Here is a 24,552-nt window from a genome sequence, read left to right on the forward strand (position 1 = left end):
AAGCTATTCCTTTTTGTTAGTTTCATTATATGGAATATTGATGTAATTGAGATTTTAACAAAAACTATCATTCCAACTTTTTTATTTAATTAAAGTGCTATTTAATAGTGAAATCATAATATTTCATTATGCTATATAGAATTTAATTATTGGAAATTACGAAGCTTTGAAACTTTTCAAAAATCAAATATTTTTTAAGATACAAATTTTCCTTGTTTGTTAGTACTATTAACAACAGTTTCTATCGTAAAGTTTCATTTAAGTTGATTCTGTCTCCCCTGTTTTTTCAATACTCGTATGTTGTTTCCATCGAATCACTGTTGTTATCGACATAATCCTAACCGAAAAAAAAAGACCCCGGTTAATCCCGGAGCCCTTAAACTCTAAACATTTAATATGTTATTATTTAACACCTAATGAACTCTTAACACTTTCTAATGTTTGTGATTTGTATTTCTTTTTTGGTGCTGGAGCATAGTTAATCGTTGGATTTTGCATTAAGTAGTTTTTCTCTACAAATGCCAAATCTTTTTCATCAACTACACCATCAAAATTAATATCTGCATCACGTTTATTTGTATCCCAATAAGTTTGTAAATATATTGCATCCATTACGTCAATGACATCATCTTTGTTTACATCTCCAGCAATCGCAGTATTTAAATTCAACTTATAATGTTGATACGTCACTTTTCCATCTTCACTATGGAATCCGATTGTAAAGTCTTTGTGTTCTGTGAAATATCCAGGAATATTTACTTCAAGTTTAAATGAATCATCTGTTAATGGTAAATTTGGTACATTATATGTACCACTAGAAGCAATAACCCCTTCGTAAACTTTACCGTTTGCAGCTGTCGCTTTAACTTTTGCTCCTATTTTAGAGTAGTCAATTGAACCCCTTAAACCTCCATCAGGAGCTAAGAATGATTCTGACAACAGAGAGCCATCAAGTAAAGAATTCGTTGGTTCCAAATAATATATCGATGGATTTCCGCTAGGAACGGTATTTGTCGTATTATTACTATCTGTAACTGTGGTATCCATATACGCTTGCCAGATTGTAGCAGCCGCAGAATATTCATTCCCCATTTTAAATTCCACATCCGCAAGGTTTAAATCACCAGATAAAGGAGTAACTCCATCTTTTGTTGTTACTGTTACTGTCGCTTTATAAGTAGTACCAGAAACTTTTGTTTCATTCACACTTACATCAACTTTGTCAGCTACACTTGGATCTGGTTTTACATTCATAGTTGCCATACCTTGATTGTAATAAAACGCATAAACAACTTGTTTTATTCTATTTGCATGATTTAACATTAAAGTAGCATTCGCTGTTTCTCCCATTTTTGCCGTACGTTTTTCAGGGTTCATATAGCCATACGTCACGTCATCACGCGTAACAAAAATATCTCTACCTTCTTTAAATGTTTTGTTTGATGCCGCATCCATTGCATAGAACACTAATTCCATCGGTCTTGTTGAAACTGTTGGAATGGTTGCAGTAAATGACCCATCTGGATTTACAGGTACCGCTACGGCTCTTCCTCCTAAGTAATCTTGGTAATACACTGTTGTACTACCTTGATTAAAGTTCATACCAAGTTTTTTCATTTCTTCCGTTTCTTTATCGTAAACTGAACCAGTTATTGTCACACTTGTTTGACCATTTTTATATTCAACAACATCCGGACTGTTAATGGTCATTTTTGGTGCGTAATTATCAAAGTAGAACGGTGCTTCTTGAGTAAATGTTTTACCAGCGTCATTTTTGCCAACTAGCTTAATTTTATAATAACCTGGTTTTGCTAAATCAGAATCATACGCAAATGGGTGCTCATCATCACCAGTCGGTTTATAATAGTATCCATTAAAAACTCTCGCTGATAAATCAACATTTTCCTTCATTAGCAGGCCATCTAAAGTCCCCACGTATCCTAATTCTTCTCCAGTTTCCCCATCTTCTAAGATGACATCAATTGTGCTTAGATTTGATTTAAGACTAAATTTCGCGTTTGTATAAACTAATTGCCCTGGATACGCTGAATCAAAAACTTGCGTAAATGCTTGTGGACTCATCGTAACTGGGTTTATTCCATCTTCCACCGTTTTAATCCCAAACGGCACTTGGAATGTTTCTTCTGGATTAGCATGATTTGTATAAGTCACAAATCCTTCGTAAATGCCTAATTTTGCTGATTTTGGAACTGTAATTGCCACAGTTGATTTCTTTTTCGAATTTGCACCAACTTTAATTGACTTGTCCGTCACAACCATTACACCATTATCATCAGCATCTAATGAACCACGACGGTCTGCTTGAAAAGATACAGTCACATCATATGTTTTTGCTTGATTGCTATTGTTATAGATGTTCAGTGTACGTTGATCGCTAATATTTTTTCCTTCTGGAGCGTGTGAACCAAATGAAAGTGCACCAGTTAAATCTTTTACTGTTGATAAATTACCTTTTTTATCGTACGTACCTTTTGTCTCATCCACTACTTCAATTCTTGTTTTTGAATGGATTGCTTCATAAGGATCAACTTGTCCTGCACCAGATTCAAATACACTATAGTCTCCATTTAGTGGATCTGCAGTATTCATTAATGTTTCTTTAATTTGTGCTGGTGTTAAATTAGGATTTGCTTGTTTTAATAATGCTGCAACACCCGCTACGTTCGGTGATGCCATTGACGTACCTGATAAATTTTCATAAGCGTAGTCATATTTTCCAATTTGATCTGCACCATGCATATAAGACGGTACAGTTGAGAATACGGCAACACCTGGTGCTGTTACTTCAGGTTTAATATCATAATTTATACGAGAAGGTCCACGTGAGCTAAATGCCGCTAGCTTACTACCTTCATCCGTTACTTGTCCTATTTCATCAAATGAGAATGTTGAACTGCCCGTACCAAGTTTTGCTACTAACGCTGCTCCTTGTTCATATGACATAGAGAATGCAGGAATAAATCCGTAACCAGTTCCTAGGTATGATGGAACAAAACCTTCACCAGGTACATTATCAATCATAATAACTGCTACTGCACCATGTTTTGCTGCATTTTTTATTTTTTCATCAAGTGAAACTGATCCTCTATTTACTAATGCAATCTTTCCATTCACATCAATATTTTTGTAATCAGAATCTGCACCTACACTCGGAACTAAAACGATTGGCAGGTTTTTACCTTTTAAGCTTGCTACATTATCTTCTAAACCCTTACCAAATAATTTTAAATCAGCAGCTACACCTTCTGTTCCATGTAGAGTACCTTTTGATGTTTCAATCACAGTCTTTGTATCATTGGCACCAACTGTAATCGCCAACGCTGATGCTCCTGGAGATCCTAAAGTATCCATCCCACTACCTGAGTTACCTGCCGATACAACAGCCGTTACACCCGAAAGGACTGCATTATTTAACGCAAGACTCTCTACATTTTCTGGATCATTAACATTCGATCCAAGTGATAAATTGATAACATCCATTCCATCAAAGATCGCTTTATCAACACCACCTAAAACAGCTTCTGTTGAACCTGAACCAAATTTTCCTAATACACGATAAACATATAAATCTGCATCCGGTGCAACACCCGTTACTGCGTAATCTGTATTATTTTTTCCACGACCAGCGATAATTCCTGATACATGAGTTCCATGTTCTGTATAGAAAGTTGAACCTGTCAATGAGTCCTTTTCAGCTAAGCCAGATTTTTTCCAATCATCATATGTTGTTTCCATCGGATCTGCATCATTGTCGACAAAGTCCCAACCTTTTACTGAACTCGGACTGATCGTCTTTGGATCAACACCTGTTTGAGCACGATACCCTTTATATGCATCTGTTAAGTCCGGGTGATTATAATCAATTCCTGTATCAATAACCCCAACTTTAACGCCTTTTCCTGTAAATCCTTCAGCATGTAATTTACTAACGCCAGGGAATACTTCTGATTCCATCTTCTGAGTTGAATCTCCAGTACTTTGAGCTACTTTTTCTGGTTCTACTTGAATCACATTGTTCGGCCATACTGCTTTAACAGCTTTTGAATTCAATAATGCCTTCACTTTGTTCGCAGGTAGATCAATCGCAACACCATTTAACGTATTTTTGTATGTTCGTTTAATTTTATAAAGATTCTTATTTGTCTTTAGATCATCGCTAAAAATGGTTTGTAAATCTGATTTAAATGTTTCTTGCGCATCATCTGCTTTTTGTTTTGCATCACCAAGCGATAAACTTTTACCATTGGCAGCTTCTTCCAAAACGGCTACTTTTGCAGGCTGGTCTCTTAATTCAACAATAACTGATAGATTTTTAGAGCTTCCTAAATCGACTGATGAAGGTAACTGTAAACCTTCTTGACTAGTAACCTCTAATTTCTTTAAAGCTTGTCTTTGTTCAGGTGTAAGCTTTGATAATACTTCTTCAATTGATGATTGTGCTGCAGCCTTAACGAGTGGCTGATGGTGTGTTATTGGAAATGCATTGAATAATACACCAGTACTTAGTGTTAAAACTGCAGTACTTTTGATAAGTCGCTTCATGCTTGTATTCTCCCCCATTTATTATCTTTTCTTTCTATTCCGATTATACGGAAAGTTTATATTTTTTACGTTTTGATAAAAACTATCAACTTCATTATTTTTGTAGACAAATTACGACAAAAAACGACTTTTGTATTCTCTTTTAATTTTGATTTTAATCTATTTTTCCTTCTAACGCTTTACGGTTCATGGGACTTAAAAGCTTCCTTTTTATTATTCACTACCTTACAAGTGCTCCTTAAATAGTTAGCCACCAACTTCAGTTTACAGAAAAATATAAATTTTACGTTTTTTTTAAAATGTCAATTTGCATAAAAAGATTCCAATTTGGTACGTGAGCCCGTTGAAATATATGAAAATTTGTTTAAATCATATAGTATTCCTATTTAACTTAGCGTTAAAATATATTTTTCTTCTAATTCATCATTTAAAAAGTTTCGATAATCCCAGATAGCTAGTAGACATTTTTGAAAATCCCCATAACTCTTATCGTTTTTCATTTCTAAAGCAACATTTAATAATGCATCTAATCCTTCATACAATTTATTTGTTTTACATTTTAACAATCCAAGTGCATAGCGATATTCTAAATATAGATGCTTCATATGTACGTTAGAAGTGTCACTCAATTCAGCGATTTGTTTACGATACTTTTCAATAAACATGTCTGCATCTTCGAATCTCCCTAATTTCACATAGCATTCTATGATCCTTGGAATTCCTACATGAACATCATCACGGTTACGAATCCAACTATAGTAGGAATCCACCACATGAATATTGCCAAAATCAATGAGTGCTACATATCGATTTCCGACAGCTAAATCTGCATAATAATCATTTATTTTTTCATATTTATCTATTAAAATTAAAACCTCTTCTAAACTCCCGCCTACTCTAGTTAATGCAAATGCTTGATACATCAGTGCACGACCTACATGATCTTTTATTTTTGCCATTTTTTCTAATCGCTTCGCGTATCCTAAAACCTCACCCCATTGTTTTAAGGTATAATATGTTGCCGTAATCCATAAGAAAGTTAGCTCTTGAAACTTCGCTGGCATATACGAAATATATTCTAATACACGTTCTAACGCTACATTCCCTTCACTTGTTAAACGAGCCAAATAAAATTTCCGAAAATTACTGATTGCAACTTCTTCAGTAATTGAATTAGTCATATGCTCAATAATGCACTCATATAAGGGTAATGCTTCTTTTTCCTTTCCTTCTAAAAAAAGCTTTTCTGCAATGAGAAATAAACCTTGAAAGTATTTTGTACGAATTACTACTGATTTTTCTTCAATTATAACTGACAAAATATAAGTTAACTCCGATTTAAAACCATTTTTAGCACATTCATAAATAAAAGCATCACTTCTTCTTTTATCTAAAATATTTCTTTGATTAAAGCATAGCTTTAAATAATCTTTATAAAAAAATCCTTTAGGTAGATAAAAAGCCTTTGTTATGGCATCCAAATAATGTAAAGATAGTACCTTTTTATTGTTAAATATCTTACTTAGATCGGTATAATTTATTTCTGATTTTATTGCTAGATCTTTTAGATTCCAATTCTTATCTTTCATCAACTTTGTAATTTTATAAAGCATAATCTCATTCATGTTGCACCTCATCACCAAGTTGGTTCCTATATTTTTTATTACCAAATAGGATAACTATCTTTCTTACCAAATATTATGTAGTTCCCTTTTTGATAGTTTTATTATATGGAATGTTGATGTAATTGGAATTTTGACAAAAAATATCATTCAAACTTTTTTATTTAATTGATGAATTATATTATAGTGAAATAATCATATTTTTCATTGTTATTAAGGGATTATAACCTTTGAAAAATAACTATTTATGGATTATGTAGGATAACTCCTTATTTTTTTATGCTAAAAAAAGGGATGCCCCAAATTTTTGGGGCACCCACATTAAAAATCTAAATATCATTTTTTTTCTTTTTTTATTTTACTCCTAAAGCGCTCTTAACGCTTTCTAAAGTTTGTGATTTATATTTCTTTTTAGGTGTTGGTGCATAGTTAATTGTTGGATTTTGCATTAGGTAGTTTTTCTCCACAAATGCCATATCTTTTTCATCAACTACACCATCAAAGTTAATATCTGCATCACGTTTATTTGTTCCCCAATAAGTTTGTAAGTAAAGTGCATCCATTACGTCAATGACATCATCTTTATTTACATCACCCGCATAAGCTGGTTTTAAATCATATAGATACAGGTTTTGATTTGTCACTTTTCCATCTTCATGGAATCCGATTGTAAAGTCTTTGTGAACTGTAAAATGGCCAGGAATGTTTAATTCAAGCTCATACTCATCATCTGTTAATGGTAAATTTGGTACTTGGAATGTACTTGAAGAATTGTTTAATCCTTCGTACACTGTACCGTTTGAACTTGTTGCTTTTATTTTAATTCCCATTTTCGAATAATCAATCGATCCAAGTGCCTCACCTGCTGGATTTAAGAATGCTTCTGCGTATTTAGAACCACGAAGTAATGAATAAGTTGGTTCCATTGAAAAAATAACCGGATTTCCACTTACAACATTTTGTGTTGTATTATTACTATCTGTTACTGCAACACTGTTCATTGACGCCGCGTTCATAACAGGATAAGCAGTATAGACATTACTCATTTTAAAAGCTAAATCTGCAAGTTTTAAATCTCCTGAGAGTGGCGTAATCCCATCTTTTGTCTTGATCGTAACAGTCGTCAGATAAGTCGTTACACCTGGAATAGCTGGATTATCTGTCACATTTATCTCTACTTTGTCTGCTACACTTGGATCTGGTGTAATATTCATTGATGCAACATCTGCAAAGTGAGAAAACTTATAAACTACTTGTTTGACATTACTTGCTTTCTTTAACATTAAAGTGGCATGCGCTGTTTCACCCATTTTTGCTGAATGTTTTTCGGGTTGCATATAACCATATGTAACATCATCACGTGTAACAAAAATGTCTCTACCACCTTTAAACGATCTATTTGTTGCTACATCAATCGCGTAGAAATTTAATTCCATTGCTCTTGATGCATTCGTTGGAATCGTCGCTGAAAATGACCCATCAGGATTTACAGGTACTGCCGTTGCTTTTCCTCCCAACATATCTTGGTAATACACTTTTGTACTTCCTTGGTTATAGTTCATGCCAAGCTTCTGCATTTCTTCTGTTTCTTTATCATAAACGGAACCTGTGATCGTTACGCTAGTTTGACCATTTTTATATTCAACAATTTCATTGCTGTTCACTGTTATTTTAGGATCCGAATTATCGAAATAAAATGGTGCTTCTTGTGAGAATGTTTTACCAGCATCATTTGTGCCAATAATTTTCACCTTATAGTATCCTGGTTTTGCTAAATCTGGGTTATACGCAAATGGTTCGTCATCATTACCCGTAGCTTTGTAATATCGGCCATTAAATATACTTTTAACAGTATATAGTTTGTTTTCATCCATTCCTAGTCCATCAAGCGTACCGACATAACCTAGCTCTTTACCTGTTTTTCCATCTTCTAGTATCACATCAAACGTACGCATGTGTGATTTAATACTAAAAGTTGCGTTAGTATACACCAATTGCCCTGCATAAGCATAATCAAATACTTGTGTAAATGCTTGTGGTGACAACGTAATTGGATTCATTCCTTCTTCTACAGTTTTAATCGCAAAAGGAACTTGGAATGTTTCCTCTGGATTAGCATGGTTTGTATACGTTACAAACCCTTCATATATGCCTAATTTTGCTGATTTTGGAACGGTAATTGCGACAGTTGATTTCTTTTTCGAATTCGCACCAACTTTAATCGACTTATCTGTCACAACCATTACGCCATTGTCGTCTGCATCTAATGATCCTCGACGATCTGCTTGATAAGTTACTTTTACATCATATGTTTTTGCTTGATTACTATTGTTAGAGATAGTTAGAGAACGTTGATCACTAATATTCTTTCCAGCAGGAGCGAATACACCAAATGCAAGTGCACCTGTTAAATCTTTTACCGATTTAAGATTGCCTTTTTTATCTAATGCTGCTTTTGTTTCATCCACTACTTCAATTCTTGTTTTTGAATGAATTGCTTTGTAAGGATCGACTTGTCCAGCACCTGTTTCAAATACACTATAATCTCCGTTTAATGCATCGGCTGTGTTCATTAGCGTTTCTTTTACTTGAGCAGGTGTTAAAGTTGGATTTGCTTGTAATAATAAGGCTGCAACACCAGCTACGTTCGGTGATGCCATCGATGTACCAGATAAATTATCGTATGCATAGTCATATTTACCAATTTGATCTGCACCATGCATATAGGGCGGAACAGTAGAGAATACTGCAACACCTGGTGCCGTTACTTCAGGTTTAATATCATATGTGATACGCGCTGGTCCTCGTGAACTGAATGACGCTAATTTATTTCCTTCATCCGTTACTTGCCCTACTTCATCAAACGAGAAGGTTGGCGTTGTCCCAAGTTTAGCTACAAGCGCAGCTCCTTGCTCATAAGACATTGAGAACGCAGGAATTAATCCATAGCTTGAGCCTAAGTACGATGGGATAAACCCTTCGCCTGGTACATTGTCCATCATAATGACTGCCGCTGCACCATGTTTTTTCGCAATTGTAATTTTATCTAAAAGTGCCACTGTTCCTCTATTAACTAATGCAATCTTTCCATTTACATCAATCTTAGCATAGTCAGCATCTGCTCCTACATTTGGTACTAAAACAATTGGTAGATTTTTACCTTTTAAACTATCTATATTATCATTAAAGTCTTTTCCTAATAATTTTAAGTCAGCTGCTACTTCTGAAGTTCCGTGTAATGTTCCTTTTGATGTTGCAATCACGGTTTTCGTATCATTCGCCCCAACTGTAATGGCTAATGCTGCGGCACCAGGAGCACCTAGACTATACATTCCGTCACCGGAATTCCCCGCCGATACAACGGCAGTCACACCAGAAAGGACTGCATTATTTACCGCAAGACTTTCAACATTTTCTGGATCATTCATATTAGCACCAAGCGATAGATTGATAACATCCATTCCATCAGATACCGCCTTATCAATTCCACCTAATACATTTTCTGTTGATCCAGAACCAAATTTTCCTAACACACGATAGACATACAAATCAGCATCCGGTGCAACACCAGTCACAGCATAGTCTGTATTATTTTTCCCACGGCCAGCGATAATTCCTGATACATGTGTTCCATGCTCCGTGTAGAAAGTTGAACCTGTTAGCGGATCCTTTTCAGCTAAACCTGATTTTTTCCAATCGTCATAAGTTGTTTCCATTGGATCTGCATCATTATCAACAAAATCCCACCCTTTTACAGAACTAGGACTAATGGATTTTGGATCGACACCAGGTTGCGCACGATATCCCTTATAAGCATCTGTTAAATCTGGATGATTATAATCGATCCCTGTATCAATGACTCCTACTTTAACCCCTTTTCCAGTAAATCCTTCTGCATGTAATTTACTAACACCAGGGAATACTTCTGTTTCCATTTTCTTAGTCGAATCTTGCACACCTTCTGTGGCTTTTGGTGGCTCAATTTTTATGACATTATTTGGCCATACAGCTTTAACAACCTTCGAATTTAATAGTGACTTAACTTTATTAGCTGGTAAGTCGACCGCAACACCATTTAACGTATTTTTGTATGTTCGTTTAATTTTATAAAGATTCTTATTTGTCTTTAGATCATCTTTAAAAATTGTTTGTAAGTCAGTTTTAAATGTTTCTTGAGCTGTATCTGCTTTTTGTTTTGCAGCTTCAAGAGATAAACTCTTACCATTGGCAGCTTCTTCTAAAACAGCTACTTTTGCAGGTCGGTCTTTAAATTCAACGATGACGGATAGATTTTTCGAACTCTGTAAATCGACTGAAGAAGGTAACTGTAACCCTTCCTGACTAGTAACCTCTAATTTTTTTAAAGCTTGACGCTGTTCAGGCGTAAGCTTTGAAAGCACATCTTCAATTGAAGATTGTGCTGCAGCCTTTACAATCGGCTGATGGTGCGTTACTGGAAATGCATTAAATAAAACACCAGTACTTAATGCCAAAACTGCAGTACTTTTAATTAACCGTTTCATTCTTTTCTCTCCCATTCAAATTTGGTTTCTGTCACTTATTTGATTATACCGAAAGTTTACAATATTTAGATTTTGACATTTTTAATCAATTTTTCTTTTTTCACTGATAATTTTCGACAAATCCAAAGTTATTTCTATTTTTCTTACATAAAGTTTATATTCTATATAATTAATTTCTTACTATTTCATATTTTTACATGAATCGGTCATCCAAGGTGTATTAACCTAACAAAGTTAATTAATTGTCGTTTTTAAGTAAATAGGAAGCGATCTAGTAATACTCTGTGTTACTTAGAGCCTATAGTTTTCTTTTCAATAAAAAAAGACTCCGGTTTAATTACTACCGGAGTCTTTTAAATTTAAAGAATTATTTAGTTTTTTATTAATTAATTCCTAATGCATTCTTAACAGTTTCTAACGTTTGTGATTTATATTTCTTCTTAGGTGTTGGTGCATAATTAATTGTAGGATTTTGAATTAAGTAGTTTTCCTCTACATATGCCATATCTTTTTCGTCAACTACCCCATCATAGTTTATATCTGCAGCACGTTTATTTGTACCCCAATAAGTTTGTAAGTACATTGCATCCATCACGTCGATCACATCATCTTTATTTACATCACCTGCGTAAGCTGGGTTTAATGAAATAAAACGGTTTTGTGGCGTTACATTTCCGTTTTCATCATGGAATCCCATTGTAAAGTCTTTGTGTACTGTAAAATGTCCAGGAACATCTAATTTAAGCTCGAACGTGTCATCAGTTAGTGGTAAGTTTGGAATTTTAAACGTAGTTGAACTAGTTGAATTGATTACGCCATCATATACTTTACCGTCTGAACCTGTTGCTGTGACCTTATATCCTAATTTCGAATAATCTAGTCCTCCAAGTGGACCACCATCTGGAGCTAAAAATGCTTCTGCTTCATTACCACCACGAAGTTGTGAATATGTCGACTCCTGGAAGAAAATATTTGGATTTCCACTTATCACCGTATTTGTCGTGTTATTACTATCTGTTACTGTCGTATTTAATTTCGCAGAATAAACGACAGGAGCCGCAGTATACTCATTACTCATTTTAAACGCTACATCCGCAAGTTTTAAATCTCCTGAAAGTGGAAGAACCCCATCTTTTGCTGTGATTGTTACTGTCGCTTCATTTAAATAAGCAGGTCCATACACAACGTTATCCTCAACTTTAATATCTACTTTATCTGCTAAGCTCGGATTTAGTGTAATATTCATTGATGCATTATTTGTATAATGCTCGAACTTATAAACAACTTGTTTTACATCACTTGCTTTATTTAACATTAAAGTAGCATTCGCTGTTTCACCCATTTTTACTGTACGTTTTTCAGGTTGCATATAGCCATACATTACATCATCACGTGTAATAAAGATTTCTTTTCCTTCTTTATACGTTCTATTTGTTGCCACATCCATCGCATAAAAATTTAGTTCCATCGGTCTTGTTTCATTTGTTGGAATCGTCGCTGTAAATGACCCATCAGCGTTTACTGGGACTGATACTGCTCTTCCACCTAAATAATCTTGATAATACACTTTTGTACTTGCTTGACTAACGTTCATACCAAGGTTTTTCATTTCCTCGGTTTCTTTATCATAAACCGATCCAGTAATTGTTACACTAGTTTGTCCATTTTTATATTCAACCACTTCTGGACTGTTCACTTTTATTTTAGGATCCGCATTATCGAAATAAATTGGTGCTTCTTGAGCGAATGTTTTTCCCGCATCATTCGTACCAATTATTTTTAGTTTATAGTATCCTGGCTTCGCTAAATCAGGATCGTAAGCAAATGGTTTTTCCTCATCACCCGTAGATTTGTAATATAAGCCATTAAAAATTCGACTAACTGTATATACCGTATTTTCGTCCATAGCTAGACCATCAAATGAACCGACAAAGCCTAATTCTTTACCTGTTTTTCCGTCTTCAAGAACCACATCAAATGAACGCATATGTGATTTAATACTCATAGTCGCATTTGTATAGACTAACTGACCTCCAAATGCATAATCAAACACTTGTGTAAATGCTTGTGGCGTAAATGAAATTGGATTCATTCCTTCTTCCACTGTTTTAATTGCGAAAGGAACTTGGAATGTTTCATCTGGATTAGTATGATTTGTATATGTTACAAATCCTTCGTAAATACCTAATTTTGCTAATTTTGGCACTGTAATTGCGACAGTTGATTTCTTTTTCGAATTTGCCCCAACTTTGATTGACTTATCTGTCACAACCATTACGCCGTTATCGTCTGCATCTAATGAACCTCTACGGTCCTTTTGGTATGAAACAGTTACATCATATGTTTTTGCTTGATTGCTATTGTTATAGATGTTTAGTGAGCGTTGATCACTAATATTTTTTCCTGCTGGAGCTGCTACACCAAATGAAAGAGCACCTGTTAAATCTTTAACTGTTTTAAGGTTTCCTTTTTTATCCAATGCACCCTGTGTTTCATCAACTACTTCAATTCTAGTCTTAGAATGAATTGCTTCATATGGATCTACTTGTCCAGCACCCGTTTCGAATACACTATAGTCTCCATTTAATGGATCAGCTGTATTCATTAAGGTTTCTTTAATTTGAGCTGGCGTTAAGTTAGGATTTGCTTGTAATAATAATGCTGCTACACCAGCTACGTTTGGAGTAGCCATTGATGTGCCTGATAAATTATCGTATGCATACTCATATTTACCACTTTGATCTGCACCGTGCATGTAAGATGGAACAGTAGAGAATACCGCAACACCTGGAGCCGTTACTTCAGGTTTAATATCATATGTGATACGCGCTGGTCCACGTGAACTGAATGACGCTAATTTATTTCCTCCATCCGTTACTTGTCCTACTTCATCAAAAGAGAAGGTTGGATTGGCTGTATCAAGTTTTGCTACAAGATCAGCTCCTTGTTCATACGACATTGAGAATGCAGGAATGAAGCCATAACTTGAGCCTAAATACGTTGGAATAAACCCTTCACCAGGTACATTATCAATCATAATGATTCCCACTGCACCATGTTGTTTCGCGATTGTGATTTTATCAATAAGCGGGATATCTCCTCGGTTTACAATCGCAACCTTACCATTTACATCGATATTATTATATGCAGAATCTTCACCCACACTTGGGACTAAAACGACTGGTAAATTATTACCTTTTAAACTCTCTATATTGTCAGCAAAGCCTTTACCTAATAATTTTAAATCAGCCGCTACATCAGACGTTCCATGTAATGTCCCTTTTGCTGTGTCAATTACCGTCTTCGTATCGTTCGCACCAACTGTAATAGGTAATGCCGCTGCGCCAGGTGCACCTAAAGAATACATTCCGTCACCTGCATTACCAGCTGCTACAACAGCAGTTACACCAGAAAGGACTGCATTATTTAACGCAAGACTTTCAACCTCTTCTGGATCATTTGTGTTACTACCAAGTGATAAGTTGATCACATCCATTCCGTCAGATATAGACTTATCAATCCCTGCTAATACATTTTCAGTAGAACCAGATCCATATGCTCCTAGAACTTTATAGACATACAAATCAGCTTCTGGTGCAACACCTGTTACTGCATAATCGGTGTTATTTTCACCGCGACCAGCGATAATACCTGATACATGTGTTCCGTGTTCTGTATAGTATTCAGAACCTGAATTTGGATCAACTTCAGCATATCCTGATTTTTTCCAATCAGCATACGTTGTTTCCATTGGATCTGCATCGTTATTAACAAAGTCCCAACCTTTTACTGAATTAGGATCAATTGTTTTTGGATCTACTCCAGATTGTGCACGATACCCTTTATAAGCATCTGTTAAGTCTGGGTGGTTATAATCGATACCTGTATCAATTACACCTACTTTAATGCCTTTTCCAGTATAACCTTCTGCGTGCAATTTGCTTACGCCAGGGAATACTTCTGTTTCCATTTTCTTCGTTGTGCCTGCTGCACTTTCAGTTGCTTTTGGTGGCTCCACTTTTAAAACACTATTTGGCCAAACTGCTTTAACAACCTTTGAGTCTAATAATGACTTAACTTTGTTTGCTGGTAGGTCAATCGCAACACCATTTAATGTATTTTTATACGTTCGTTTAATTTTATACAGATTTTTATTTGCTTTTAATTCATCTTTATAAATTGTTTGTAAATCATTTTTAAATGTTGCCTGCGCTTTATCTGCTTTTTGTTTTGCATCATTAAGTGATAAACTGTTTCCTTTAGATGCTTCTTCTAAAACAGCTACCTTCGCAGGTTGGTCTCTTAATTCAACAATCACTGATAGATTTTTAGAGCTTCCTAAATCTACTGATGCTGGTAACTGTAATCCTTCTTGACTAGTAACCTCTAATTTCTTTAAAGCTTGACGTTGTTCTGCCGTAAGCTTTGAAAGCACTTCTTCAATTGATGATTGTGCCGCAGCCTTTACAATAGGCTGATGATGGTTTACTGGAATTGTATTGAATAAAACTCCAGTACTTAATGCCAAAACTGCTGTACTTTTAACAAAACGATTCATGCTGCTTTTCTCCCCCATCTATCTCTATTTTCTTTCTATTTCGATTATACGGAAAGTTTACAGTTTCGACATTTTGACAAAATCTATCAATCCCTATTTTTTTTTTTTGATAAATTATGACAAAATACGACATTTTCACATTGTTTTTATCTAATTTTAATCTGAATCTAATTCCCTTCCAATTCTTTATATATCAAGAAGTCGACAATTTAATTCAAATTGCCTTACATCATTAATCGTATAATTAGTTGTCGTTCAAAGATTGAACTTGTCGTTTTTACAAGAAAAATTTTCTTTATTATCAGAAATTTTTCCTATTAAATTGTTAGTTTCAATCATAATAGGAGTTGGTGTAATTTGAATATTGTAAAAAATTGTCATTTTTTTATAAATTGTAATTCAATATGATTCCGACCAACTTATTTATGATATCGGTGCGTTACCTGTATGTGGCTAAGTACAGCAAACTCTCTAGTATCTTTTCCGTATCCAACAGGGTCATTATCAATAGAAAAGACTCCGGTTTAATACCGGAGTCCATTGAAATCTATAAGGATAAATTCAAATTATTTATTAATTAACTCTATATGAGCTATTAATACTTTCTATAGATTATAATTTGTGCTCTTTTAAGATATGGGTGCAATAGTTGACTTCTTCATTAATGATTCATTAATTTATTCAACTTAGAATCTGAATATATTTTTCTTCTAATTCTTTACTAAAAAAATTTCGATAATGCCAGATTGTTAATAGACATTTTTGGAATCTCTCATGAATCTCAGAATTTTTCACCTTTAAAGCCACATTTAATATTTCATCTAATCCCTCGTTTATTTTATTTGTCTCACATTTCAACAAACCTAGTGCAAAACAATAATCTATATATAGATGTTGTTTATATAAATCAGAAGAGTTGCTCATTTCAGCGATTTGATCATCATACTTTTCAATAAAGTTTTCAGCATCTTCTAACCTACCTAATTTTACATAACTTTCTATAATCCTTGGAATTCCAACATAAAAATCATCACGGTTACGAAGCCAATTATAATATGAATCAACAACATGTAGATTGCCAAAATCAATGTGTGTGACAAATCGATTTCCAACGGCAATTTCTGCAAAATAATCATTTATTTTTTCATATTTCTCGATTAAATTTAAAACATCTTCCAATTTGCTACCTAGCCTTGTTAATGCAAATGCTTGATACAAAAGTGCATGGCCCACATGTTCCTTAGTTTTTGCTATTTTTTTTAATCGCTTAGCATAATGTAAAACCTCGTCCCATTGTTTTAACATATAATAAGTAGCTGTCATCCATAAAATGGTCAGTTCTTGAAATTTTGGTGGCATAAATGAAATATACTCAATTATACGTACTAACACTGAACTGCCTTCGCTCGTAAGACGAGTCATATAAAATTTTCGAAAATAACTGATTGCCACTTCTTCAGTTGCTGAATTGGGCATATGCTCAATAATTAGTTCGTATAAAGGTAATGCTTCTTTTTCTTTACCTTCTGAAAAAAGCTGTTCAGCAATAAAGAATACATTTTGAAAATATTTAAAACGAATTGATTTTGATTTTTCTTCAATCATTACTGATAAAATAAAAGATAATTCGGATTTAAAACCATTTTTAGCACATTCATAAATAAAAGCACCACTTCTTCTTTTATCTAATAGATTTCTTTCATTAAAGCATAGGTTTATATAACCTTTATAAAATGATCCTTTAGACAGTTGGAAGGCCTCAGTTATGGCATCCAAATAATGTAAAGATAGTGCTTTTTTATTATTAAATATTCTACTCATATCGCTATAATGGATATCTGATTTTTTTGCTAACTCTTTAAGATTCCAGTTGTTTTTCTTCATCAGCTTGTTAAACTCATAAAGTAGAAAATCATTCAAGTTGCATCCCACCCAATATTAAGAATTTTTAATCTCTAAATGATAAAAGTAAAAATGCCATAAGCCATTTTTCTTTACGGCTTATAGCATCTAAATAATTGTTTATCGGAATTAAATATGTTGAATTACAAAGATGCTGACTAACCCTACACAGTAAAAATCTCAATTTATCTCTATTTTTTTTATTGGAACCGAGGCAACGACTATCTTTCTTTGCCTATGCTTGACGAATAGCCATTTTGAATTAGAACAAATTCTTCAACTAGATAAAAAACATAACAACTTTAACTTTTTAATTTTTATTCTAAAATTTCAGAAAAATAAAAAAATAACCCTTATATTATACTCTATATTTTAATTACTTAGATTTATCATGTAAAACGAATTTTAGTTTACAATCTATTAAGTATTTCTTAACACTAGACTCTCTAGTAATTATTCTTAAATAACAATTAACAAATTTTTACACATAGTTTTTGGTCAATAATTCCAACATCGAAATATTGTTTAACAATTTTATTTAATAAAATTATACAGTATAATCAATTCATACTTCGATACCGCTTAAAGGAGGTACAAAATGAATATTTAACATTTAAAATATATTGTTGAAGTATCGAAAGAGGAATCCATTACAAAGGCAGCTAAAAACTTAAATATATCTGCTTCAGCTGTAAGTCAATCTCTGAAGAAATTGGAAAAGAAAATAAATTTGAAGTTATTTATCCGTTTAAAAATGAAAACAGTACCTACTGAAGCTGGAAAAGAAGTTATTAAACAGGCAAAAAAAGTTTTAAATGAAATTGAAATTATGGAGGATAAGATCGCAATTCAGAACGACACTTATCAGTCCCAATTAAAAATTGCAACTGTTCCAGGTTTGGTTTATTTGATTAATGAATCAATTATTAATTTCAAAAAAGATTTCCCAAATATTGATGTTCAAGTTTATGAATATGCTCCGGACCAGATCCTAGATTATATTCCATTTGATCAACCTGATATTGCGTTCCTTTTTTCAAACGAAAGGAAACTAAAAGAAGATAAAGATATACAATATGAACTTTTAACTATGACCAACTATTGCGTACTCGTTGGTAAACAATCTCCATTATATAATTTAGATGAAATTACACCTGAAGATTTACTCCACGAAAAGTTTGTTCTATATAACAATCATTCATTTGTAGAACACAGTCGTCAAGTAGTTAAAAATATGAATATTCATTTCATTTCAAATAATACAGAAAGTATTAGAGAAGCAGTGAAAAATGGTTTAGGAGTTACTTTTGTCCGTAATATTACAATTAAAAATCATCCAGATACTTTGTCTGGTACCATAAAGTCGATTCCTTTAAAGTTCTCACCTTATATTAGCGACGAACTCTGGACAGTCAACCTTAAAAGCAAACCACTAACCAGTAATTCTAAAAATTTTATTCGTTATATTCAAGATTGTATAGAATATTAAAATTCAAACTTATGTTTTTTCAAAAAAACTTTAAAGACCAAATCTTTTAGCGATTTGGTCTTTAAAAATTATATTCCAATTTTATTTTCCTTCTGAAACAATTGCACAACTTATCCATTTTTCAAATCTATTTCAACATCTTAAGTGAATATTTTTATATAAAAATATTTATAAAAATACAGGTCGTCTATAGTAGAGAAGACCTCATCACAAAGTTGAAATTAAAGTAGTAATACTTGTACTTATGTCTCATTTTTAGGTTATGTTATAATATCCCCACTTCATACATCATATTACTTTTCACAAAAGAACTGTTTGATAAGAATTTAACTACTTCTTCAAACTCCTGATAATTTATCAGGATATCATTTACTAATGGAAAAATTTCTAACGCTTCAAATGAAGGGACTACTTTAGAGTCGTCATGACACTCAACTAGTTTAATACCTAATTCATTCTCTAAACTAAATAACGACTTCTTAATGATCGCTTCACTAACAAGAAATTTTTGCGCTGCAATCTTATAGGAACCACTTTTTGTAAATTCACTAAGATAGCTTAATTGTTTAATATTCATATAGTCCCTCCTAAATTGACTTTGTAAGATCAGCCATCAGAAAAAAAGAAATCTTATTTAAGGGTGAGAAACCTCCTAAAAAATCTACTCTCATCCTCTTCTTTTGAATACATTCATTATATTAACTGTTGATGTGATTTTAATTTTGAAAAAATTTATCAATTTTAAATTTTTTTCGATTTATTGTAATACTTGGCAACAATATGGTTCTTATCTTGTATATTACACAGGAACCAATTTACTCCCGATTTAATATAGTTAATTTAAAGGAGTGATAATAATGCCTTGGAATCAAAAAATAAGATATTTAATAGGTCAACCTGTTGGCGTTTCTTTAACAAATGGTCAAGGTACATCGGGAGTATTGTGTGGAGTATCTGATTCAAAAGTCCTAATTATAGAATATATGTATCAAGCACAGTTTGCTCTAAAACAATATGATTTCTATATGATTCAAGATATTAATGGATTTCCACCTTGTCAGAGCCAACATCCACTTTATTAATGAATTTGATCGTTTTTGTAGGGATTTATTTTTCCTTTCATCCTTAAATCAAAATGTGAACATCAAATAGACCAATAAAGACCTGCAAACTGTATGTAGGTCTTTTAATTTTTTTTGTAATATAGTAAAAACGACACTTTGCTGCCGTTTCCCACTAGTACATGAACTTTGAACTTGATATCACTAAAAACACTCTGAACGAGTATATAATCCCCCATTAAGATGTTCGGGCTATTTTGGTCTAATATTTCTTCATAAAAAAATCTCCTCCATAATAATCAGTTCATTAAACTTTCCACTGTCTACTATAGGGAGATAAAATACAATTCATAATCCTCTTCTTAGAAGTTTATTTTAAATCATTACAGATGGGGTGTCTTCTATATGAAAGAACGTTTTTTATTGTATTCCAAGTTCACTCTTAATCGATTCTAACGTACTTCCTTTATACTTTTTGACTGGCTTTGGTGCTACTGTAACAAAAGGATTTTGCATTAAATAGTTTTTCTCTATAAATGCTAAGTCTTTTGCATCAACAATTCCATCAAAATTAATATCAGCACTTCGCTTGTTTGTTCCCCAATATGTTTGTATATAGATCGCATCCATCACATCAATGACATTATCCTTATTGATATCACCTGGTTTAGCACCTACTGTTGGATAAGAAGGTTCCGCTTCCCCAATATTAACTCCCCTCTCAGTACGTCCAATTTCCAATGGTGTATATGTCGTAAAATGTCCAGGAATATCCATAATCACTGTATATTTTTGTACTGATGCTGGAAGTCCTTTAAATGTTACATTTCCATTTTTTTCAATTACGCCATCATAGAAGACACCATTAGTCCCTTTTAGATTCATAGTTGCTCCAGCTTTCGTATAATCAATACTGTAGTTGGGTGTGCCTGCTGCAGTATATAAGCCTACACCATTTAGCTTAGCTGTTGCTGTAGAGTACATAGGATACATTGGCACTGTTCCCATAATAATCTGCAGTCTATTCGTACTTTCGCTATTTACTTGAACAGTAGAAAAATTAAGGATTTGAGCAAATGGATTAAGGAATTCATTTGCATTTGTATCAACTTCTAAATCAAATAATGCAACATCTCCTTCAATTCCTGCTCCTGGTACATTGATATTCACTATTGTCCCTTTACTAGTTGTACCCGTAATAGTTGTTGTCAGTTCTGTTCCTTCTGGTAAACTTTGTGCTTTTTTAAATTCAACACTATCAAAATATTTCGCTACATAGTCTAATCTGAAATTAAGCTTATTGGCTTTTCGTAAATTATGCGCGTAGAACGTATAAGTAATTTTTTCACCATATTCCATTGCAACTTTATTTGGTTTTGCATAAATATAAGATGCGCCTTTCTTCGTATAATAAACCATTTTAGGTAATGTCCCATTTCCTGCAAAATCAGCACCTACATATTGCACTGGATTAATCATTCCACTTACTCTAACTTCTGTACTAAATTTCCCATTCTCGTCTACACTCAAGGAATATGCATTTGATGAACCCGGGCCATAAAACACTTTATTATTCGCTTGAGTAAGAGGCATGCCTGCTTCTTGCGTTTTACCGATCTCAGGGTCCAATAACGTTCCGGAAAGCGTAACTTTATCTTGCCCTTCCGCTAATTCTACTATTTGAGTATCACCTTTAGGCATCGCATTTGTATCATCGAACTTTATTGTTGGTCCACTGTTATCAATACTTACTTTCGATGTTTTCACAAATTGTTTACCGTCTTTGTTTGTTCCAATCATTTTTATGTCGTAAATTCCATCTGGTGCTTTTTCAGAAACATACCCTATTGGATTTTTATCATCACCTGTGAATGGGAAATATCTGCCGTAAAATGCACTGTCCATCGTGTAATCTGTGTCAACCGCTGCACCTGAACCGCTAACCGAAGTAATAAGTCCGAGATCCTTATTCGTTTTCGGATCGACTAATACCCAGTCTAACGTTTGCATCGACGTGTTTAATCTAAAATCTAAATCGGTATCTTTTCGGCTGAATAAATTAATGACTCGGTTTGTTGAAATGCTCTTTGTGTATACATCAAAGTAAGCTAAACCTTCATCAGTAGCCTTTACTCCAAATGGAATACGATAGCTTTCTTCCGGATTGTTTTTCTCTTTAATATTAATATAGCCCTCATAAATACCTTTTTCTGCCGTCTTTGGAATTTCTAATGTCGCCGAAAGTTGTTTTGAACTGTTTTTCTTAACAGTAATTGTATTTGGCACTTTTACCGTAACGCCATTTTTATCCGCATCTAATGATCCTTTTGCACTAACATTGTATTCAACGGATAACTCATACTTTTTATCTTTAACACTACTATTCTCAAATGATAGTTTCGTAGTCTTCGAGTAATCCTTATCTGACGAAACTGGAACGAAGCCGTAACTTAGACCTCCGGTTTGTTCTGAAATGATTTTTTCTTCTCCACTTTCAATGTAAGGGGTCTTATCTAGAACGCTTATCATCGCATCGGAATGAATCGCTTGCATTGGATCGATTCTGCCTGCTCCAACTTCAAATACACTATATGAATTTTTTAGCGGATCGGCTGTATTCATCAGTACAGTCTTTACATCTCCAGGCGTATAATCTGGGTGAGCTTGCAGTAATAGCGCTGCAACTCCTGCAACATGTGGAGATGCCATAGATGTGCCGGACATACGTAAATATGCAGAGGAATAGTCGGATGTATCCTCTTTATTTGCAATATATGAAGGTACCGTTGATAATACATCTACGCCTGGTGCCGTTACCTCTGGTTTAATATCATATAAAGTTCCAGATGGTCCTCTTGAGCTAAAGCTTGCCAATTCATCTCCAGCTAGTTCTTTTTCACTTTTTGCACCAAAAGTAACGTTTGGTACACCACTTGAAAACAGATCATTTACAGCTAGGCCATCTTTATTTGTCATCGAAAACGTTGGGATATTATCATTGCTTTCACCTAAGAAAATTGGAATTTGACCTTCATCTGGATTCGAATTATAGATGATTACGCCGGCTGCCCCATGATCTCTTGCATATTCCATTTTCTCAATTAATGCATATGTACCTCGCTGAATAAACGCGATTTTACCATTCACATCTTTTCCTGTGTAATCGTTTGGACCACCTAAACCTACATTTACAATTTCAAATGATTTACCAGTCATACTGCTGAAGTCATCTGTCCATTTCTTCGTCATTAACTGCATCGTCACACCAGTATTATTACTACCAGAGGCGATTTGACTCTCGAAGCTCGTAACCTCACTAGGAACAGAACTCGCTCCTACTGTTAGCGCTAGTGCCGCAGCACCTGGAGAACCTAACGTATTCAGGGCGTCTCCCGAATTACCAGCTGCAACAACTGCAGTCACTCCACTTAATACGGCATTATCAATTGCAATGCTTGTTGCATATAACGGATCATTGATAGAAGCACCTAATGATAAATTAATTACATCCATACCATCTTGAACAGCTTTATCAATCCCTGCAAGGATCGCAGCCGTTGTTCCGCTTCCGTATGGCCCTAATACACGATAAACATATAAATCAGATTCCGGAGCCACTCCTATTACTTTATAATCTGAATTGTTTTCTGCCCGACCTGCAATCGTTCCAGACACATGTGTTCCATGATCTGTATAATAGGAACTTCCATTCGAATACTCTGCTTTTTTAGACTTTTCCCAGTCATCATAAGTAGTTTCCATCGGATTATTGTCATTATCTACAAAGTCATATCCACCTTTATACGCATGCTTTAAATCTGGGTGATTATAGTCGACACCTGTATCAATAACACCAACCTTTACCCCTTTACCTGTGTACCCTTCGTCATGAAGTTTATCCAGATTTAAAAATGGAATACTATCAACCTTTGTTTGGTTGTTTACTTCCCCTGTTTGTGTTTGAGCTGGTGGTTCGACCTGCACTGTGTAATCACTATAAATAGCTTTTACTACTTTAGAATCTAACAATGATTTTACTTGATTTGCTGGCAATGTTAATGCGACACCATTCAAGGAATTTTTATAAATATGTTTCACCCGATAGACATCTTTACCTGATTTGGTCTTTTTTAGTCTTGTTTGCAAATCTTTTTTAAATTGTACTTGAGATTTTTCTACATTCTCATTTGCTTGTGTAAGAGAAATTTTTTCTCCTTTAATTGCTTTAGCAATTTGTGCTGTTTTCGCTGGAAGTTCATTTAATTCTACGATCACAGTCACATCTTTCTCACTCGACAAATCAACATCAGGTGATAGTTGTAATCCCGTTTTTAATTTATGATTATCCAACTTTTGCAATGCTTCACGCTGCTCTTTTGTTAAATTCGCTAAAATACTTTCAGCCTTTGTATTAGTTTGTGCATGTGCAACAGAAGTGTAATTTAAGTTAGCGACAAGTCCTAGCAAAAGACCCGTACTCAACACAACAGCCGCAGCTCGTTTCGCTTTAGCAATTGGCTGTGTCTTTTTAGACTTTTTCAATCTTATCAATCCCTTCCTATTAATTTTTTAGAATTTTCTTGAATTCTAATTTTATTATAATGACAATTGATAAAATTCTTATTTTGACAAATTCATTCAATCTATTAAATATAAATCGATAAATTCTTACAATAAATTACAACGTTTCCAGTTAAGTATGTATTTTTCGGAGATGAATACTATAGTAGTAAAACTAAATGGGTAGAAATTTTTATATATTTTTTTATGTACTTTTTAAATATTTGATAGTTCAAGTGAATTTAATTTTCATAGTAGACTCCCATGCCGCGTT

9 protein-coding genes are annotated in these 24,552 nt (G+C 33.9%); 2 read left to right on the forward strand and 7 right to left on the reverse strand.

Annotation, left to right across the window (positions count from 1 at the left end; translation table 11 throughout):
• Nucleotides 1–402: 402 nt before the first annotated feature.
• The 5 genes from CN601_RS19955 to CN601_RS19975 all read right to left on the reverse strand — a co-directional run bounded on the left by CN601_RS19955 (nt 403) and on the right by CN601_RS19975 (nt 17,186).
• On the reverse strand, nt 403–4,563 hold the full coding sequence (locus tag CN601_RS19955) for a S8 family serine peptidase (protein ID WP_179865621.1): 4,161 nt from the start codon (nt 4,561–4,563) through the stop codon (nt 403–405).
• Between the two features lie 386 nt (nt 4,564–4,949).
• Nucleotides 4,950–6,188 (reverse strand): helix-turn-helix domain-containing protein, encoded by a 1,239-nt coding sequence (locus tag CN601_RS19960; protein WP_098121433.1) that lies wholly within the window; start codon nt 6,186–6,188, stop codon nt 4,950–4,952.
• A 350-nt stretch (nt 6,189–6,538) separates the two neighbouring features.
• A complete protein-coding gene (locus tag CN601_RS19965; RefSeq protein WP_179865622.1) occupies nt 6,539–10,708 on the reverse strand; it encodes a S8 family serine peptidase in 4,170 nt (1,389 codons plus the stop codon).
• Nucleotides 10,709–11,090: 382 nt separating this feature from the next.
• A complete protein-coding gene (locus CN601_RS19970; RefSeq protein WP_179865623.1) occupies nt 11,091–15,266 on the reverse strand; it encodes a S8 family serine peptidase in 4,176 nt (1,391 codons plus the stop codon).
• A gap of 681 nt (nt 15,267–15,947) precedes the next feature.
• Nucleotides 15,948–17,186, reverse strand: a complete 1,239-nt coding sequence (locus CN601_RS19975; protein WP_098172101.1) for a helix-turn-helix domain-containing protein — start codon at nt 17,184–17,186, stop codon at nt 15,948–15,950.
• Nucleotides 17,187–17,790: 604 nt separating this feature from the next.
• On the opposite strand from CN601_RS19975, the gene CN601_RS27245 reads away from it, so the two are divergent.
• Complete coding sequence (locus CN601_RS27245) at nt 17,791–18,657, forward strand: LysR family transcriptional regulator (protein ID WP_257131758.1); 867 nt, start codon at nt 17,791–17,793, stop codon at nt 18,655–18,657.
• A gap of 265 nt (nt 18,658–18,922) precedes the next feature.
• On the opposite strand, the gene CN601_RS19985 is transcribed toward CN601_RS27245, so the two are convergent.
• Nucleotides 18,923–19,234 (reverse strand): LysR family transcriptional regulator, encoded by a 312-nt coding sequence (locus tag CN601_RS19985; RefSeq protein ID WP_098121438.1) that lies wholly within the window; start codon nt 19,232–19,234, stop codon nt 18,923–18,925.
• Nucleotides 19,235–19,514: 280 nt separating this feature from the next.
• On the opposite strand from CN601_RS19985, the gene CN601_RS19990 reads away from it, so the two are divergent.
• Complete coding sequence (locus CN601_RS19990; RefSeq protein ID WP_098121439.1) at nt 19,515–19,739, forward strand: hypothetical protein; 225 nt, start codon at nt 19,515–19,517, stop codon at nt 19,737–19,739.
• A 399-nt stretch (nt 19,740–20,138) separates the two neighbouring features.
• Here CN601_RS19990 and CN601_RS27905 read toward each other — a convergent pair whose 3' ends face one another.
• Nucleotides 20,139–24,260, reverse strand: a complete 4,122-nt coding sequence (locus CN601_RS27905; RefSeq protein WP_142317382.1) for a S8 family serine peptidase — start codon at nt 24,258–24,260, stop codon at nt 20,139–20,141.
• Nucleotides 24,261–24,552: the final 292 nt, after the last annotated feature.

Origin of the sequence: Bacillus sp. AFS017336 (assembly GCF_002555445.1) — a bacterium.
GTDB lineage: Bacteria > Bacillota > Bacilli > Bacillales > Bacillaceae_G > Gottfriedia.

What these genes read in the sequence shown, in the direction of transcription:
- CN601_RS19955 (WP_179865621.1), bottom strand. Translation starts at nt 4,563, where the DNA reads ATGAAGCGACTTATCAAAAGTACTGCAGTTTTAACACTAAGTACTGGT.
- CN601_RS19960 (WP_098121433.1), bottom strand. Translation starts at nt 6,188, where the DNA reads ATGAATGAGATTATGCTTTATAAAATTACAAAGTTGATGAAAGATAAG.
- CN601_RS19965 (WP_179865622.1), bottom strand. Translation starts at nt 10,708, where the DNA reads ATGAAACGGTTAATTAAAAGTACTGCAGTTTTGGCATTAAGTACTGGT.
- CN601_RS19970 (WP_179865623.1), bottom strand. Translation starts at nt 15,266, where the DNA reads ATGAATCGTTTTGTTAAAAGTACAGCAGTTTTGGCATTAAGTACTGGA.
- CN601_RS19985 (WP_098121438.1), bottom strand. Translation starts at nt 19,234, where the DNA reads ATGAATATTAAACAATTAAGCTATCTTAGTGAATTTACAAAAAGTGGT.
- CN601_RS19990 (WP_098121439.1), top strand. Translation starts at nt 19,515, where the DNA reads ATGCCTTGGAATCAAAAAATAAGATATTTAATAGGTCAACCTGTTGGC.